Raw genomic sequence first — 15,060 nt, 5'->3', positions numbered from 1 at the left:
TCCTTCCCCGGGACAGTGGGCTTCACAGGCCGAACCGGCGGACGCGACGGGCGAACTCCCCTAGCGCCCGGTCGAATTCGGCCCTGCTGAAGTCCGGCCAGTTCTGTTCGCAGAAGACGAGTTCGGCCTGGGCCGTCTGCCACAGCAGGAAGCCGGACAGACGCCGTTCACCGGACGTGCGGATGACGAGGTCGATGTCCGGCTGGTCGGCGGTGTAGAGGTGGCGTGCCAGCCGGTCCTCGGTGACGTACTCCTCCCCGCCGTCGGCGTCACCGCCGTGGGACACACACTCGCTCATGAGTCTGCGCAGGGCGCTGATGATCTCCAGCCGTCCGTTGTAGGCGAGAGCGATGTTCGCCTGGCCACCCCGCGCGCCCGCCGTGCTGTCGACGAGAGCCGTCAGCTCGGCGCGATGCCGGCGCGGCAGGAGGTGCAACTCGCCGATGAGGCGCAGACGCCACCGTCCCTCGGCCGCCACGGGCCGCAGCCCTTCGAGGACCGCGTCCATCAGCGGGGCGGTCTGCGCGCTGGGTCGGCGGAGGTTGTCGGCCGACATGGCCCATGCGGTGACATGGGGGATTCCGGTCTGCTCACACCATGTCAGCAGTTCCCCGAACTTCTGCGCGCCTCGGCGATAGGCGGTCAGCAGCGAGACGTCGTGCGTCGCCGCCCAGCGGCGGTTGCCGTCGAGGATGACACCCAGGTGATGCAGTTCGTTGGGGGGACCGAGCACGGCGTCGGCCGGGGCTGTGGTGAGTGGAAGGCTCATCATCCCTCCTCCTGTCAATGCCGCCTCCCTCGCGAAGCCGCCCGGATGGCGACCACCGGGTGATTCTGGCTGGTGGAGGGGGTGCCGGCGCATCGGCTTACCGGGGGAGGAGACGGGCCCGGCTCCTCCTTCGGCGGAGGAGCTCTCCACCAAAGGAGGAGGCGAGAGGCGACGACGGTCCGTCCCGGGTGTCCGAGCGTTTCCCGGGCTGCGGGGGAGAGGAGCGACCGCGTACCGCGCGGTGCCGGGGCGAGGTCAGTGAGCAGGCGGGTCAGTGAGCAGGCGGGAAAAGCAACATGCCGGCCACCCCCTCAGGGGCGGCCGGCATCCGTGGCGTTCAGGCCGGCTGGCGCGCGTCGGGCACGGCCTGCGGGTCGGCGCGCCAGAACAGCAGCACGGCCTCCAGCCGGTTCCGGGCGCCGAGTTTGGTGAGCACGTGCGAGATGTGGCTCTTGACGGTGGCGGGGGACACCCGTAACCGCACCGCGGTCTCGGCCGTCGACCTGCCCTCCGCGAGGTTCCGCAGCACCTCGTGCTCGCGCGAGGTGAGTGTGTGCAGCAGCCGCGCGGAGCCGTCCGGCGCCGGGCTCGGCGCGGCGGAGGCCCGACCCGCGTAGAGCGTGTGCAACTCCGGTGACAGCACGGTGTGTCCGGACAGCGCCGCACGTATGGCCGCGGCGAGCCCGGCGACCTGGACCGTCTTCACCAGGCACCCGGTGGCACCGGCCGCGAAGACCGCATCGAGGCGCCGACGGTTCCAGCCGGTGCCGATGACGAGCACTCGTACGCCTCGGGCGTCCAGCTGCCGGATCAGCCGGGTGGCGTCCTCGCGTGCCGCGCACGCCAGCACGACCATGTCGACGCGGTCGAGTGGCCACTGACCCAGCGGCTGTTGGTTGTTCACGCCGCCCACCACGTCCAGGTGGGCTGATGCGGCCAGGACCTGGGTCAGGACGTGCCGCGAGATGGGGTCGTGGTCCGCCACCAGCACACGTGCTCTGTCGGAAGCCTCCTCGAACGCGAAGAGATCAGGCTCCGGAGACATGGGTAGGCCTTTCGTCGGAGTGTGCGACCTGGACCGGATGAGGAGCCTAGCTTGATCGAACAGTGTTCATCAATGCTGAACATTGTTTACCCCATGCCGAACCTCCGTACCGTAGGCATCCCTTGTGCAACGGCGGAGGCGGAGATTACGGTTCGGTTGAGATTTCGGCATTCCGGCAGCTGGAGGGGAGCTGTGTGGACAGCGCACTGGTCAGGGTCTGGTTGCTGGCGTTCACGACAGCGGTCCAGGAGCGCAGAGACCACCTCACCGCGCTGGACTCCGCGATCGGGGACGGGGACCACGGAGTAAACCTGCACCGAGGTCTGTCCCATGTGCGCACGCTCCTGGAGCGGGCCGAGGAGCCGGACGCCGTGGGGGAGCTGCTCGTCGAGACGGGCGCCGTGCTCCGGGCGCATGTCGGCGGCGCTTCGGGGGCGTTGTACGGCAGCGCCTTCCTGGCCATGGGGGCCGCGCTGCCGGCTCCTGCCGTCGATGGGGCCGGGCTCGCCGACGCTCTCGGCGCCGCGCTCGCGACCATCGTCAGGCTCGGGGCGGCCGAGCCCGGAGACAAGACCATGGTCGACGCCTTCGCCCCGGCTCTGACCGCCTTCCGCGCCGAGTGCGCCGGGGGAGGGGAATTGGCGAGCGCCGCGGCGGCCGCGGGGACGGCCGCCGCGGCCGGCGCCCGCGCCACGATCCCCTTGCAGGCCCGCCGCGGCCGCGCGAGTTATCTGGGCCATCGCAGCATCGGCCACCTGGACCCGGGTGCGGCCTCCACCGCACTGCTCTTCAGGTCCCTGGCCGAGACGGCGACGGCGGGTCTTTCCTCGCTCCGGCCGGGGCGACCGGCAGCCGACGCCGGCTAGTCGACCGGTGGCCGCTCCGCTCTCGGATCGCGGCCGCCCCGGTCCCGGATCGCGGCGGATCCCGCGTCAGGCGTGGCGGGAGCGGTAGACCGCGGCCTTGGCCCGGTTGCCGCAGCGTGCCATGTCGCACCAGCGGCGCGAGCCGCGATGAGAGCGGTCGACGTAGAGCCGGGTGCAGCGAGGGGCGGCGCATTCCTTCACCTGGCCGGGCGGCTCGGTGAGCAGTTCGACGGCGTCGCGGGCCAGCGTGGACAGAACGGCCCCGATCGTGCCGTGTTTCACCAGCGTGCCGTCGGGCCGCAGCTCGCTGTGCACCGGGGCCCGGGTGCCGGCGCGGTTGACGACGGCGCAGTCCGCGGGGTCGAAGGGCGAGCCGGTCGTCGAGGCGAGCGTCAGGCGGTAGATCGACTCGCGCAGTTGGAGGGCCGCGGACAGATCCGCCGCGGTTGCCCTGGCCGGCTCGCTCAGCACGCCTGAGGCGGCGGTCCAGTCGGACAGATCGGCCGGGTCGCTGAGCAGATCCAGTGCCTCGTCGCGTCGGCTCTGCACGGTGCCGACGAAGTCAAGGGCCACGCTGCCACTGACGAATGCGAACTTCATTCGGCAAGAGTAACCCCACGAGCAGGTTGTCCACGGTGGGTATTCGGCGCCGGGTAACCGCATTGACCGGTTGCTCGGGACCTCGGTATGGTTCCGGGCGTAACCTCATTGGGCGGTTATTCACAAGTGAGAGGTCCCCTCAGTGGCAGAACGCGACGACCTGAAACTCGCCGAGGCGGAGGCCGCAGCGCCGGCCGCCCCGGCGCCGCGGACCGGCGCCCCGGCGTGGGTCTCCGCGACGATCCCCGCCGTCTTCGTGGTCCTGTGGAGCAGTGCGTTCATCGCCGCGGTGATCGGCACGGACGCCGCGCCGCCGCTCCTGCTGACGTTCTGCCGCTTCGCGGTCGCCGGCGTCCTGCTCGCCGGGGTCGTCGTGGTGACCAAGGCGCCCTGGCCCAAGGGCCGACTGCTGCTGCACGTGGTCGTCACCGGACTGCTGATGCAGGCCGTCCAGTTCGGTGCCTTCTACACGGCCATCGGCGCGGGCCTGCCCGGTGGCCTCGTCGCGCTGATCCAGGGCTTCAACCCCGTACTGATCGCTCTGATGGCCGGCTTCTTCGCCGGTGAGAAGATCTCCCGGCACCAGTGGCTCGGGTTCGCCGTCGGCGGGGTCGGCGTCGCGATCGCGGTGGCCGGGGCGCTCGACTCCTCCACCAGCGCCATCCTGCTGTCCTTCGTCGGACTGCTCGGTCTGAGCGTCGGCACGGTCTACCAGAAGCGCTTCACCCAGGGCGCGGACGTACGCAGCAGCACCGCGGTGCACTTCCTCGCCAGCGCGCCGGTGATGCTGGTGATGACCCTGACGCTGGAGGACCCCAAGGTCACCGACTGGGCCGGGTTCGGCGGCTCGCTGGCCTGGATCGTCCTGATCAACTCCGTGGGGACGTTCCTGCTCCTCAACTTCATGCTCAAGAAGCAGGACGCGAGCCGCGTCGGCACGCTCTTCTTCCTCACCCCGGCGGTCACGGCCGTGCTGGCCTGGCTGGTCATCGACCAGACGCTGGGCCTGTCCGCGGTCATCGGGCTCGTCCTCGGCGGGGTCGGTGTGCTCCTCGCGGCGCGCAAGTAGCGCCCCTCGTCCCACCGGTCAGACCGCCGTCACGACGCCTCCGACGAACACAGAAGGACAGGACACATGAGCATCAAGGTCGCCATCAACGGATTCGGCCGCATCGGCCGCGGCTTTCTCCGGGCCGCGCTCGCCCAGGGAGCCGACCTGGACATCGTGGCGGTGAACGACCTCGCCGACGCGGAGACGCTCGCGCTTCTGCTGGCCTACGACAGCACGATGGGCCGCCTGGACGCGGAGGTGGTCGCCGAAGGGGACGCCCTTTACGTGAACGGGCACAGGATCGCCGTCCACGCGGAGCGTGAGCCGGGCAAGCTCCCGTGGGGCGAACTGGGTGTCGACGTGGTCGTGGAGTCCACCGGCATCTTCACCGACGCCAGGAAGGCCGCCGCGCACCTGGAGGCCGGCGCCCGCAAGGTCCTCATCTCCGCTCCCGCGAAGAACGAGGACCTGACCCTCGCGTACGGCATCAACCACACGAGTTACGACCCTGACGTCCACCACATCGTCTCGAACGCGTCCTGCACGACGAACTGCCTGGCGCCGCTGGCCAAGGTGCTGCACGACGGGCTCGGCCTGGAGCACGGCGTGATGACCACCGTGCACGCCTACACCCAGGACCAGAACCTCCAGGACGGCCCGCACCGGGACCCCCGGCGCGCCCGCTCGGCAGCTCTCAACATCGTGCCCACCTCGACCGGCGCGGCGACCGCCATCGGCCTCGTCCTGCCCGAGCTCAACGGCCGGCTGGCGGGTCTGTCGCTGCGCGTGCCGGTGCCGGTCGGCTCGCTGACCGACCTGTCGGCGTACGTCGCCCGGCCCACCACCGTGGAAGAGGTCAACGCGATCTTCGCCGAGGCGGCGGCCGGACCGCTCGCCGGCGTGCTGCGGTACACCGACGCCCCGCTGGTCTCCACCGACATCATCGGCGACCCGGCGTCCTGCGTCTTCGACTCCCAGCTGACGACGGTCACGGGCGAGGGCCGCCATGTGAAGGTCTTCGGCTGGTACGACAACGAGTCGGGCTTCTCCCACCGCGTCGTGGACGTCGTACGCCTGCTGGGCGCACAGGCCTGACCCCAGACCGGCCGGTCACACCGGCCACCCTCGGCCCTGCCTGGCATCCGCCCCCCATCGGGTGCCGGGCAGGCCATCCCCGGCCCTGCCTGGCATCCGCCCCCCATCGGGTGCCGGGCAGGCCATCCCCGGCCCTGTCCGGCACCCGTCCCCCGTCGGTGCCGGGCAGGCCACCTCCGGTCCTGCCTGGCATCCGCCCCCCATCGGGTGCCGGGCAGGCCATCCCCGGCCCTGTCCGGCACCCGTCCCCCGTCGGTGCCGGGCAGGCCACCCGCGGTCCTGCCTGGCAACCGTCCCCCATCGGGTGCCGGGCAGGGCCGCTCGTCTCGTCCGCCTTGGACCCGACGGTCCGTCAGTCGGCGACGCGCCAGGCAACGCCCCGGCCGGCCCCCAGTTCCCGGGAGAGCAGCGTCGCCACCTCGCGTACCGCCACGATGTGCTGCTGCTGGCTCCCGGTGAGCAGCCGCTCGACGGGACCGACGATGCCGATGGCGCCCGCCGGTGTACCGGAGCGGTCGAACACCGGCGAGGCGATACCGGCCTCGCCCAGCGTGCTCTCCTGGTCCTCCAGCGCACACCCGAGCCGCCGGACTTCCTCCAACTGCCCGGCCAGCACGGCGGGATCCACCAGGCTCTGCCCGGTCAGCCGGGCCAGCGAGCCACCGAGCAGCTCCTTCTGCCGCTCGCGCGGCAGGAACGCGACGAGGGCCTTGCCCAGGGCGCAGGTGTTCCACGGAACGGTGGCGCCGAGCTCCAGGAGCTGCACCCCGCTGCCGTGCCGGAAGGCATGGTGTACGACGAGCATGCGCCGGTCGCCGTCGAGCACCGCGACCCACACGGCCTCGCCGGTGCGCTCGGCCAAGGCGTCGGCCCAGGCGACGGAGCGCGAGCGCAACTCGTGCGTCTCCAGATAGGAGTTGCCGAGGCGCAGCAGCGCCGATCCCAGGAGGTACTTGCTGGTCTCCTTCTCCTGGCGCACCAGCCCCTCGGCCTCCAGGGTGCGCAGCAGCGCGTACACCGTCGGTTTGGAGACGCCGACCAGCTCGGCCAGTTCGGTGACGCCCAGACGAGGGCCCGACGTCGCCAGCTCCCGCAGGATGAGTGCCGCGCGCTGAACGGACTGCACCATGGTTCCTACTCGCATTCGGTAATACGGAACGCCGTTTAGGCAACATAGCATCGCGGCATGCGGGACCGCCGAGCGCCCCCTACGCGGGATGTGCGTCGGGGGAGCCGTCAGTGACGGGCGGCCGTCAATCCCCGAGTTGCGCGCGCAGCCACTCCTCCACCTCGGCCACGTGCGCGGCCGCCGCGGCCCGCGCCGCCTCCGGGTCGTGGGCGGCCAGGGCGCGATGGATGGCCGCGTGTTCGCGGCGGGTGCGCTCGAAGGCGCCTTCCTCCTGGTAGCCGCGCCAGACCCGGGCGCGGAACCTGGACGACAGGCCCTCCAGGATCGCCGCCATGGTCTCGTTGCCCGCAGCGGCCGCGATCTCCCGGTGGAAGGCGAGGTCGTGGGCGAGGATCTCCTCGGGGTCGTCCGTGGCGTTCATGGCCGTGAGGTGCCTCTCCACCTCGGCCAGCCGGTCGGGGGTGATCCGTGCGGCGGCCAGCGCGGTCGCCGTCGACTCCAGGATGCGGCGCACCTCCATCAGCTCCACCAGGCGCGGTCCCCGGGACAGATCGGCGACGACGCCGAAGGTCTCCAGCAGGTCGCCCGCCTCGAGCGCCGTGACGTAGATGCCCGAGCCGTGCCGGGCCTCCAGGACGCCCAGGACCGTCAGTGCGCGGATCGCCTCGCGCATCGAGCTGCGGGAGATGGCCAGTCGGGCCGCGAGCTCCCGCTCGGTCGGCAGGCGCTGGCCAGGCTCCAGCAGGCCCTCGCCGATCATCGCCTTGGTCCGCTCGATGGCGCGCTGGGTCGGCGGCGCCTTCAACTCCGGCCTGCTGGCCGATCCGACGCCCGAGGCGACCTACGACTACACGCGTGCACCACAGGAGTTGGTCGACCGGGCGCTGCGCATCAAGGAGGTCGCCGAGCGCCACGGCACCACCCTGCGCGCCGCGGCCCTGGCCTTCTGCTCCGCGCACCCGGCCGTGGCGAGCGTCCTGGCGGGCGCCCGCTCGGCAGCCGAGGTCCACGACTGCGCCGACGAGTTCGAGACGACGGTCCCGGACGCCTTCTGGCGGGAACTGCGCGACACCGGCCTGCGCCCGTCGAGGAGCCGTCATGAGAGGCGCCGGAGCGGAGGCCGGGCCGCCCGTCGCATGGGAGCTGCCGTGACCGTCGACGCCCACCACCACGTCTGGGACCTGACCGTCCGCGACCAGGACTGGATCCGCGGACCGGAACTCGCTCCGCTGTGGCGGAACTTCACCCTCGCCGATCTGGAACCCCAGGCCCGGGCCGCCGGGGTGGACCGTACCGTCCTCGTCCAGACGGTCACCGTCCCCGAGGAGACCCCCGAGTTCCTCGTCCTCGCCGCCGAGCACGACCTGATCGCCGGAGTCGTCGGCTGGACCGACCTCACCCGGGCCGACATCGCCGACGAGCTGGCCCGGCTGCGCGCGCTCCCCGGCGGCTCCTTCCTGAAGGGCATCCGGCACCAGGTCCAGAGCGAGTCCGACCCCGAGTGGCTGCTGCGCCCCGACGTCCTCCGCGGCCTGGCCGCCGTGGCCGACGCCGGTCTCGTCTACGACCTCGTGGTCCTGCCCCGTCAGCTCCCGGCCTGCGCGCGGGCGGCGGCGACGCTGCCCCGGCTCACCTTCGTCCTCGATCACCTGGGCAAGCCGCCCATCGCCTCGGGCCCGCGCGAACCCTGGACGACGTCCCTGCGCGCCCTCGCCGGCCTGCCCAACACCGTCGCCAAGCTCTCCGGCCCGGTCACCGAGGCCGACCCCGCCTCCTGGACGACCGATGACCTGCGCCCCTACGCCGATGCCGCCCTGGAGGCATTCGGCCCCGGCCGTCTGATGTTCGGCTCCGACTGGCCCGTGTGCTCGCCGGCCGCCATCTACGCCCAAGTGCACGAAACAGCGGTGGAGTTGACCATGGCTCTCGGCCCCGCGGAGCGCTGCGCGCTGTTCGAGGGCACCGCCACCCGGGTCTACGACCTCTGAGCAGCCCCGGCCAGCCGCGTCGGCGGCAGATACTCCCGTACGAACGTCCGCTCCCAGCACGCCCCCGTCTCCCGCAGCTCCCGCCAGCTCGTGTACCGGTACCGGAACAGCCGGGCCCGGACATAGCGGGGCGGGGTGTCCGGCGGGAACGGGGAGCGGCGGAGCAGCCTGAGCGTGTCCCGGTCGTTCTCCAGGAGGCGCTCCACCAAGGCGCCGAACCACTCCCCGGCGTAACCGGGGGACAGCGCCGCGAACCACATCAGCCAGTCCAGACGCAGATGGTAGGGGGCGAACTGGCGCGGCCAGCGCCGGGGATCACCGGGCTTGCCCTTGAACGCGTACTCCCGCCAGTCCGAGTCCGCGCGCGGGGTGTCGTCCAGCGTGCCCTCGACCACGACCTCGTAGCGCACCCGGCTGACGCTGCCGAACGCGCCGTAGGTGTTGACCAGGTGCAGCGGGTCGAAGGAGCGGTTCATGACCTGGCGGCGGGAGGTCATGTTCACCACCGGGTGGTAGCTCAGGAAGACCAGCAGCGCGGCGACCGCGAGCACCAGTACCTCGTACCACAGCGGCGCCGGCGGCACGGACGGCGCCGACGCCGGCAGCCGGAGCGCGGACAGGGCCAGCACGATGGTGATCCAGTTGAGCCAGGAGAAGTTGCCCGAGAGCACCAGCCACAGCTGGGTGAGGATCATCAGGGCGGCGGCGGCCGAGGCGATCGGCTGCGGAGTGAACAGCAGGACCGGTACGGCCAGTTGGGTGATGTGGTTGGCGGCCACCTCCACCCGGTGCAGCGGCCCCGGCAGATGGTGGAAGAACCAGCTCAGCGGGCCCGGCATCGGCTGGGTCTCGTGGTGGTAGTGCAGACAGGTCAGCTTCCGCCAGCAGGCGTCGCCCCGCAGCTTGATCAGCCCGGCGCCGAACTCGACCCGGAACAGGATCCAGCGCAGCAGGAACAGCACGACGACCGGTGGCGCCACCTCGTCGTTGCCGAGGAAGGCGGCGAGGAAACCCGTCTCCAGCAGGAGCGACTCCCAGCCGAACGCGTACCACGTCTGGCCCACGTTGACGATCGACAGGTACAGCGCCCACGGCACCAGCCACAGCAGGATCCCGGCCCACAGCGGCAGCGCCGAGTCCGCCCCGGCGAGCAGGGCCGTCGACACCGCACAGCCCGTCCAGGCGCAGGCCGCGAAGAAACGGTCGGAGTAGTGCAGCTGGAACAGGCTCGGGGCGCGCCGGAACCGTACCCGGGCAGTGAAGCGGGGGATCGGCAGCATCCCGCGCTCACCCAGCAGGGCCCGGAACTGGAGCGCCGCCGTCAGGAACGCGACCAGGTACACGGCTGCCAGGGCCCGCTGGAAGACCAGCCGGCTCAGCCAGTAGTCGGGTGCGGTGAACCAGTCCACGGCTGTGCGCGCCCTCCTGTACGGCCACCCGGCGCCGCGCTCGGTGCGGCGTTCTCCGAGTTGCCAGCCAAACATGTGCAATGCCAACAATAGGGCGTAGTTACCCAAAGTGATGTGGAGTGTGCGGTGCGGATACCCACCCGGTCCCTCGTCGGGGCCTGTGCGCTCTCGGCGGCGCTCCTCGCCGCCGGCTGCGCGGGCTCCGGTATCAAGCAGGCCCGGGTGGGCGAGCAGGTCGTCCTCCAGGCCGCCGCCGACCAGGGGCCCGAGCCCTTCACCGCCTCCACCGCCACCGTGGCCGCCGCGCCCCCCTCCGCCCGGGTCCCCGGCGTCGTGCCGACCGGCCCGGCCATGGCGCCCCTGCACGTGGCACGCACCCTGTCCGGCGAGACCCCCGGCCTGTACCGGGGCACTGCGCACGTCGCCGGCTGTGACGTCGCGCGGCAGATCGGCTATCTGACGGCGGACGAGACCAAGGCCGAGGCGTTCGCCCACGCGGCCGGCGTCAGCCGGACGGCGCTGCCCGGCTATCTGCGCGGCCTGACCCCCGTCCTGCTGCGCGCCGACACCCGCGTCACCAGCCACACCTACCGGGACAGCCGGGCGGCCGGATTCCAGGCCGTGCTCCAGGCCGGCACCGCCGTCCTCGTCGACAACCGGGGCGTGCCCCGGGTGCGCTGCGCCTGCGGCAACCCGCTGAGCCCGCCCGCCCCGGCCCACGTCGGCGCCGGCGCCCGTGGCACCGTCTGGGTCGGCTACCGGCCGAACCAGGTGGTCGTGGTGACCCCGGCGCCGCGGGCCGTCACCCGCATCACCCTCGTCAACGTCGAGACCAGCACCTGGATCGAGCGCCGCATCGGCCACGACGTCCGCCGGGACCATGTCGTGTCCGCACCGGCGCGGGCCACGACGAGCCCGTCCGCACCCGACCCTGTCGGCACCGCACCGCCTTCCACCGGACCGTCCACCCTGCGCGAGAGCGGGACGGCCCTCTCCCCGGGTCGGACCGGCATGACGCCGTCCCCGGCCGGCCCCGTGTCCCCGGAAGACCGCACCGAGCCCCCGGACAGCGCCACGAGCCTGGCGGACCGGCACACCACGCCCCCCGCGGAGCAGCCGCCCTACACCGATCCCTTCCTGGAATCCTCCCCGGACCCGCTCGACGGGACCGGCCTGCCCAGCGTGCCCGACACCCCCGGCCTCCCCGACGGCGGTCCTGTCCCGGGGGACCCGCCGGAAACCCGCGCGGACACCGCCCCCGGCACTCCCGGCACCACCACCAACGCCGCCCCGGGCACACCCGGCACCGCCCCGGGCACATCCGGCACACCAGGCACACCGGGCACAACCGGCACCGCCCCCGGCGGCCGGGCCGGTCGGACCGGTGGCTGACCGCGTGCCCCGCGCCGCACCGGCCGCCTGGCCCGCCCGTGACCGCCACCCGTCGATGAAGTCGAAGAATCACCCGGATGCTGGCAAGGTTGGCCCCATGGCCGATCGGGGAGCGAGCGCCCTGTCACTCCCGGAGGACTGGCCCGCACACCCGGACCCGATCCTCGCGCTCAACCGCATGGGCAGCTTCGACTGGGACCTGGACGCCGGTCTGATGGACATGGACGCCCAGGCGTTCGAGGTGTTCGACCTGCTTCCCGAGGAGTACGACGGCCGCCCGGAGACCCTGACCGTGCGGGTGCCGCGGCCGGAGGCCGCCCGGCTCGACGCGGCGGTCGCCCAGGCGATCAAGGACGGCAGCGAGAACTACGGCGCCTACTTCCGCATCCGCTGCCGCGACGGCACCCTGCGCTGGACGCACACCCAGGGCTACATCCGGCGCGACGAGTCCGGCCGCCCGCGCCGGGTCGTCGGCATCGTCCGCGACGCCACCCAGGAACTCGCCGACAGCGCGGCCCGCAGCCTCAGAGCCGCCCAGGACGAGGCGTTCCGGCAGCAGACCAGCGTCGTCCAGGTCATCTCCGCCGCCCTCGCCCACGCCCGCGACGTCCAGGACGTCATCGACGTCCTCAAGGACACCCACGGCGTCCGCCATCTCGGCGCGGCGAGCCTCGTGATGGGGCTGGTGGAGGCGGGCCGGATCCGGCTGGTGGCCGAGGGCCCCGCGGGCAGCTTCGTGCCCGGCACCCGCGTCACCCGGATCGACGAGCCGTACCCGATGAGTGAGGTCGTCCGTACCCTCGTCCCGCGGTTCATCGAGTCCCCGGAGGAGTTCGCCGCGCACTACCCGATCCTCTGGCCGCACCTCACCGACCTGCACATCACCTCGGCCGCCTACCTGCCCCTGATCGCCCAGGCCCGCCCGATCGGCGCGATGGGCCTGCTCTACGACGACCGGCGCGGCTTCTCCGCCGAGGAGCGCGCCGTGCTGGTCGCGCTCGGCAGCAGCATCGCGCAGAGCCTCCAGCGGGCCATGCTCTACGAGCAGGAGAAGGACCTCGCCCAGGGGCTCCAGCAGGCCATGCTGCCGCGCACCATCCCCAGCGTGCGCGGCGCCGACGTCGCGGTCCGCTACCGTTCGGCCGCCCTCGGCCGGGACATCGGCGGCGACTGGTACGACCTGATCCCGCTGCCCGGCGGCCGGGTCGGCGCGGTCATCGGGGACGTCCAGGGTCACGACACGCACGCGGCGGCCGTCATGGGCCAGCTGCGGATCGTGCTGCGCGCCTACGCCGCCGAGGGCCACACCCCGGCCACCGTGATGGCCCGCGCCTCCGTCTTCCTCCACGAACTCGACACCGACCGGTTCGCCACCTGTCTGTACGCCGAAGCCGACCTGTCCACCGGGGTCGTCCAGGTGGTCCGCGCCGGGCACATCGACCCGCTGATCCGCGGCAGCGACGGCACCTGCACCCGGATCCCCGTCGAGGGCGGGCTGCCGCTCGGCCTGTCCGCCGAGTTCGGCCGGCTGGAGTATCCCGTCGCCACCCTCGAACTCGACCCGGGTCACACCCTGCTGCTGTGCACCGACGGGCTGGTCGAGCAGCCCGGCGCCGATCTGGACGACGGCATGCGCGGCCTCACGGCGCTCATCTGCGAGGGGCCCGAAGAGGTGCGGGACCTCGCCGACCAGCTGATCCAGGTGGCCGAGGCGCGGGGCGGCGACGACGACGTGGCCCTGCTCCTGCTGCGCCGCCGCGCCCGGGAGACCACGCGGCCCGGCGGCCGGCTCCAGCAGCACGTGGCGCCCGGCGACCCGGAGGCCCTCACCCAGGCCCGGCACATGATCCGCGCTGCGGTCCGCGCCTGGGGCGCCGGCGACCTCGCCGACGAGATCGAGCTGGTCGCCGACGAACTGATCACCAACGCGCTGATGCACACCGAGGGCTCCGCGATCGTCACCCTGCGGGCCCTGGACGGCGGTCACCGCAGGCTGCGCCTCGAGGTCGAGGACTCCTCCAGCGCCCTGCCGCGCCGCCGCGACGCGGGGGAGAACGGTGTCTCCGGCCGCGGGCTGCTCCTCGTGGAACGGCTCGCCGACAGCTGGGGCGTGGAGGCGCGCGGTGGCGGCAAGGCGGTGTGGTGCGAGTTCCGGCTGCGGTAGGAGCGGGCCATGACGGCCGCCTGGCGTTGTCGGTGCCGGGTGGCACCCTGTACGTATGCCGGAACTGCCCGAGGTAGAAGCGCTCACCGACTTCCTCACCGAGCACCTGGTCGGCCGCAGGGTGGTGCGGGTGCTGCCGGTCGCCATCAGCGTCCTGAAGACGTACGACCCTCCGGTCACCGCCGTCGAGGGCGGCGAGGTGACGGCCGTGCGCCGGTACGGCAAGTTCCTGGACGTCGAGACGGACGGCGGGCTGCACCTGGTGACCCATCTGGCCCGTGCGGGCTGGCTGCACTGGAAGGACCGGCTGCCGGACGGCCCGCCGAAGCCCGGCAAGGGCCCGCTCGCGCTGCGCGTCGCCCTGGAGACCGGCGAGGGCTTCGACCTCACCGAGGCCGGCACCCAGAAACGCCTCGCCGTGTACGTCGTCCGCGACCCGCGGGAGGTGCCCGGCATCGCCCGCCTCGGCCCCGATCCGCTCGCCGCCGACTTCGACGAGGACCGCTTCGCCGCCCTGCTGAAGGACGAAAGACGCCAGTTGAAGGGCGCGCTGCGGGACCAGTCGCTGATCGCGGGCGTCGGCAACGCTTACAGCGACGAGATCCTGCACGCCGCGAAGATGTCCCCGTTCAAGCTCGCCGCGTCCCTCACCCCGCAGGAGACCCACCGCCTGTACGAGGCGCTGCGCGACACGCTCGCCGAGGCGGTCGAGCGCTCCCGGGGCGTGGCCGCCGGCCGGCTGAAGACGGAGAAGAAGACCGGCCTGCGCGTGCACGGCCGCACCGGCGAACCCTGCCCGGAGTGCGGCGACACCATCCGCGAGGTCTCCTTCAGCGACTCCTCGCTCCAGTACTGCCCGACCTGCCAGACGGGCGGCAAGCCCCTCGCCGACCGCCGGCTGTCCCGGCTGCTGAAGTGAGCCCGAGCGGGCGCTGTCAGCGCTGGCTGTTGCGGAACCCGATGACCACCGCTCCCCACCAGCACACCTGGGACACGAGCGCCGTGCCGGCGCCCCAGGCGAGCAGGCGCGGTGGGACGGCTCCGGCGTGCTGCGCCCGCATCCGCCGGGTGAGCAGTCCGGCCTGGAGGCCGTTGAGAGTGAGCGCGAGCACCAGGGCGAGCTTGGTCCGGGTGAGGGCGGAGCCGAGGTCGGGGTGGAGCAGGACTCCGCTGGCCACCAGCCCGGCGAGCCCGGCCCAGACGGGCACGTGCAGCCGGTGGGTGCCGCCGAGGGCGTCCGCCAGGGAGCACCGGCCGGTCAGCCACAGCAGGACGTGGTAGTCGGCGGCCAGCACTGCGCCGAAGCCGAGCACCAGCGAGGCGAGGTGGACGAAGAGCGCCGCGGTGTGCAGGCTGGCGTCCACGCGCAGGTGCAGGGAGATCCAGGCGCAGGCCGCGAGGCTCGCACAGGCCGCCACCGCCGCCGCGCCGACCGTCCACCAGGTGTCGTACAGGCCCAGCCGCGCCCCGGGGGAAGCGGCGGTCGCCTGCGGGGACAGGGAAGGCTCGGGACGCACGGACACGGACTGCTCCTAGGGGACTCACAGCAAAA

General features: G+C 72.6%; 14 protein-coding genes and 1 pseudogene. 8 read left to right on the top strand and 7 right to left on the bottom strand.

All coding sequences use genetic code 11. The annotated features are described in order from the left end of the window. Positions 1–22: 22 nt before the first annotated feature. Positions 23–769, bottom strand: a complete 747-nt coding sequence (gene uppS, locus ACZ7DL_RS13130; RefSeq protein WP_470773960.1) for a polyprenyl diphosphate synthase — start codon at positions 767–769, stop codon at positions 23–25. 337 nt (positions 770–1,106) lie between these two features. Further along, on the bottom strand, positions 1,107–1,814 hold the full coding sequence (locus ACZ7DL_RS13125) for a response regulator transcription factor (protein WP_470773959.1): 708 nt from the start codon (positions 1,812–1,814) through the stop codon (positions 1,107–1,109). A gap of 194 nt (positions 1,815–2,008) precedes the next feature. On the opposite strand from ACZ7DL_RS13125, the gene dhaL reads away from it, so the two are divergent. Next, on the top strand, positions 2,009–2,680 hold the full coding sequence (dhaL, locus tag ACZ7DL_RS13120; RefSeq protein WP_470773957.1) for a dihydroxyacetone kinase subunit DhaL: 672 nt from the start codon (positions 2,009–2,011) through the stop codon (positions 2,678–2,680). Between the two features lie 66 nt (positions 2,681–2,746). Here dhaL and ACZ7DL_RS13115 read toward each other — a convergent pair whose 3' ends face one another. Beyond that, a complete protein-coding gene (locus tag ACZ7DL_RS13115; protein WP_470773956.1) occupies positions 2,747–3,280 on the bottom strand; it encodes a CGNR zinc finger domain-containing protein in 534 nt (177 codons plus the stop codon). A 142-nt stretch (positions 3,281–3,422) separates the two neighbouring features. On the opposite strand from ACZ7DL_RS13115, the gene ACZ7DL_RS13110 reads away from it, so the two are divergent. Together ACZ7DL_RS13110 and gap are read left to right on the top strand one after the other, a co-directional pair. Next, positions 3,423–4,349, top strand: coding sequence for a DMT family transporter (locus ACZ7DL_RS13110; protein WP_470773954.1), 927 nt, complete (start codon positions 3,423–3,425; stop codon positions 4,347–4,349). A 66-nt stretch (positions 4,350–4,415) separates the two neighbouring features. After that, a complete protein-coding gene (gap, locus tag ACZ7DL_RS13105; RefSeq protein ID WP_470773952.1) occupies positions 4,416–5,426 on the top strand; it encodes a type I glyceraldehyde-3-phosphate dehydrogenase in 1,011 nt (336 codons plus the stop codon). 352 nt (positions 5,427–5,778) lie between these two features. Here gap and ACZ7DL_RS13100 read toward each other — a convergent pair whose 3' ends face one another. Beyond that, positions 5,779–6,555 carry an IclR family transcriptional regulator gene (locus ACZ7DL_RS13100; protein ID WP_470773950.1) on the bottom strand — a complete coding sequence of 259 codons (777 nt, stop codon included), beginning with the start codon at positions 6,553–6,555 and terminating at the stop codon, positions 5,779–5,781. Positions 6,556–6,679: 124 nt separating this feature from the next. Continuing rightward, on the bottom strand, positions 6,680–7,360 hold the full coding sequence (locus ACZ7DL_RS13095) for a FadR/GntR family transcriptional regulator (RefSeq protein WP_470773948.1): 681 nt from the start codon (positions 7,358–7,360) through the stop codon (positions 6,680–6,682). Here ACZ7DL_RS13095 and ACZ7DL_RS13090 point away from each other — a divergent pair. Together ACZ7DL_RS13090 and ACZ7DL_RS13085 are read left to right on the top strand one after the other, a co-directional pair. Then, a pseudogene (locus ACZ7DL_RS13090) lies at positions 7,242–7,610 on the top strand (aldo/keto reductase); the annotation flags it as partial. The gene ACZ7DL_RS13095 and the pseudogene ACZ7DL_RS13090 overlap by 119 nt on opposite strands. 81 nt (positions 7,611–7,691) lie before the next feature. Beyond that, entirely contained in the window at positions 7,692–8,543 is an 852-nt protein-coding gene (locus ACZ7DL_RS13085; RefSeq protein WP_470774087.1) for an amidohydrolase family protein, read from the top strand. Here the strand turns inward: ACZ7DL_RS13085 and ACZ7DL_RS13080 are convergent. Further along, positions 8,531–9,952: a lipase maturation factor family protein gene (locus ACZ7DL_RS13080; protein ID WP_470773947.1), complete on the bottom strand. Its 1,422-nt coding sequence runs from the start codon at positions 9,950–9,952 to the stop codon at positions 8,531–8,533. The two genes, ACZ7DL_RS13085 and ACZ7DL_RS13080, sit on opposite strands and share 13 nt — an antisense overlap. A gap of 126 nt (positions 9,953–10,078) precedes the next feature. Here ACZ7DL_RS13080 and ACZ7DL_RS13075 point away from each other — a divergent pair, with 126 nt between their 5' ends. From ACZ7DL_RS13075 to ACZ7DL_RS13065, 3 genes are all read left to right on the top strand, one after another. Beyond that, positions 10,079–11,344: a DUF6777 domain-containing protein gene (locus tag ACZ7DL_RS13075; RefSeq protein ID WP_470773946.1), complete on the top strand. Its 1,266-nt coding sequence runs from the start codon at positions 10,079–10,081 to the stop codon at positions 11,342–11,344. A 97-nt stretch (positions 11,345–11,441) separates the two neighbouring features. Next, positions 11,442–13,508: a SpoIIE family protein phosphatase gene (locus ACZ7DL_RS13070; RefSeq protein ID WP_470773945.1), complete on the top strand. Its 2,067-nt coding sequence runs from the start codon at positions 11,442–11,444 to the stop codon at positions 13,506–13,508. Positions 13,509–13,563: 55 nt separating this feature from the next. Continuing rightward, positions 13,564–14,427, top strand: coding sequence for an Fpg/Nei family DNA glycosylase (locus ACZ7DL_RS13065; protein WP_470773942.1), 864 nt, complete (start codon positions 13,564–13,566; stop codon positions 14,425–14,427). A 16-nt stretch (positions 14,428–14,443) separates the two neighbouring features. On the opposite strand, the gene ACZ7DL_RS13060 is transcribed toward ACZ7DL_RS13065, so the two are convergent. Continuing rightward, the gene (locus ACZ7DL_RS13060; protein WP_470773940.1) at positions 14,444–15,031 is read right to left on the bottom strand and encodes a hypothetical protein; all 588 of its coding nucleotides are present in this window, start codon (positions 15,029–15,031) and stop codon (positions 14,444–14,446) included. Between the last annotated feature and the right edge of the window lie 29 nt (positions 15,032–15,060).

The organism is Streptomyces sp. NPDC036984, assembly GCF_055607665.1.
Note: the sequence above shows the minus strand (reverse complement) of the source record. Positions and strands in the feature narration are given on the sequence as shown.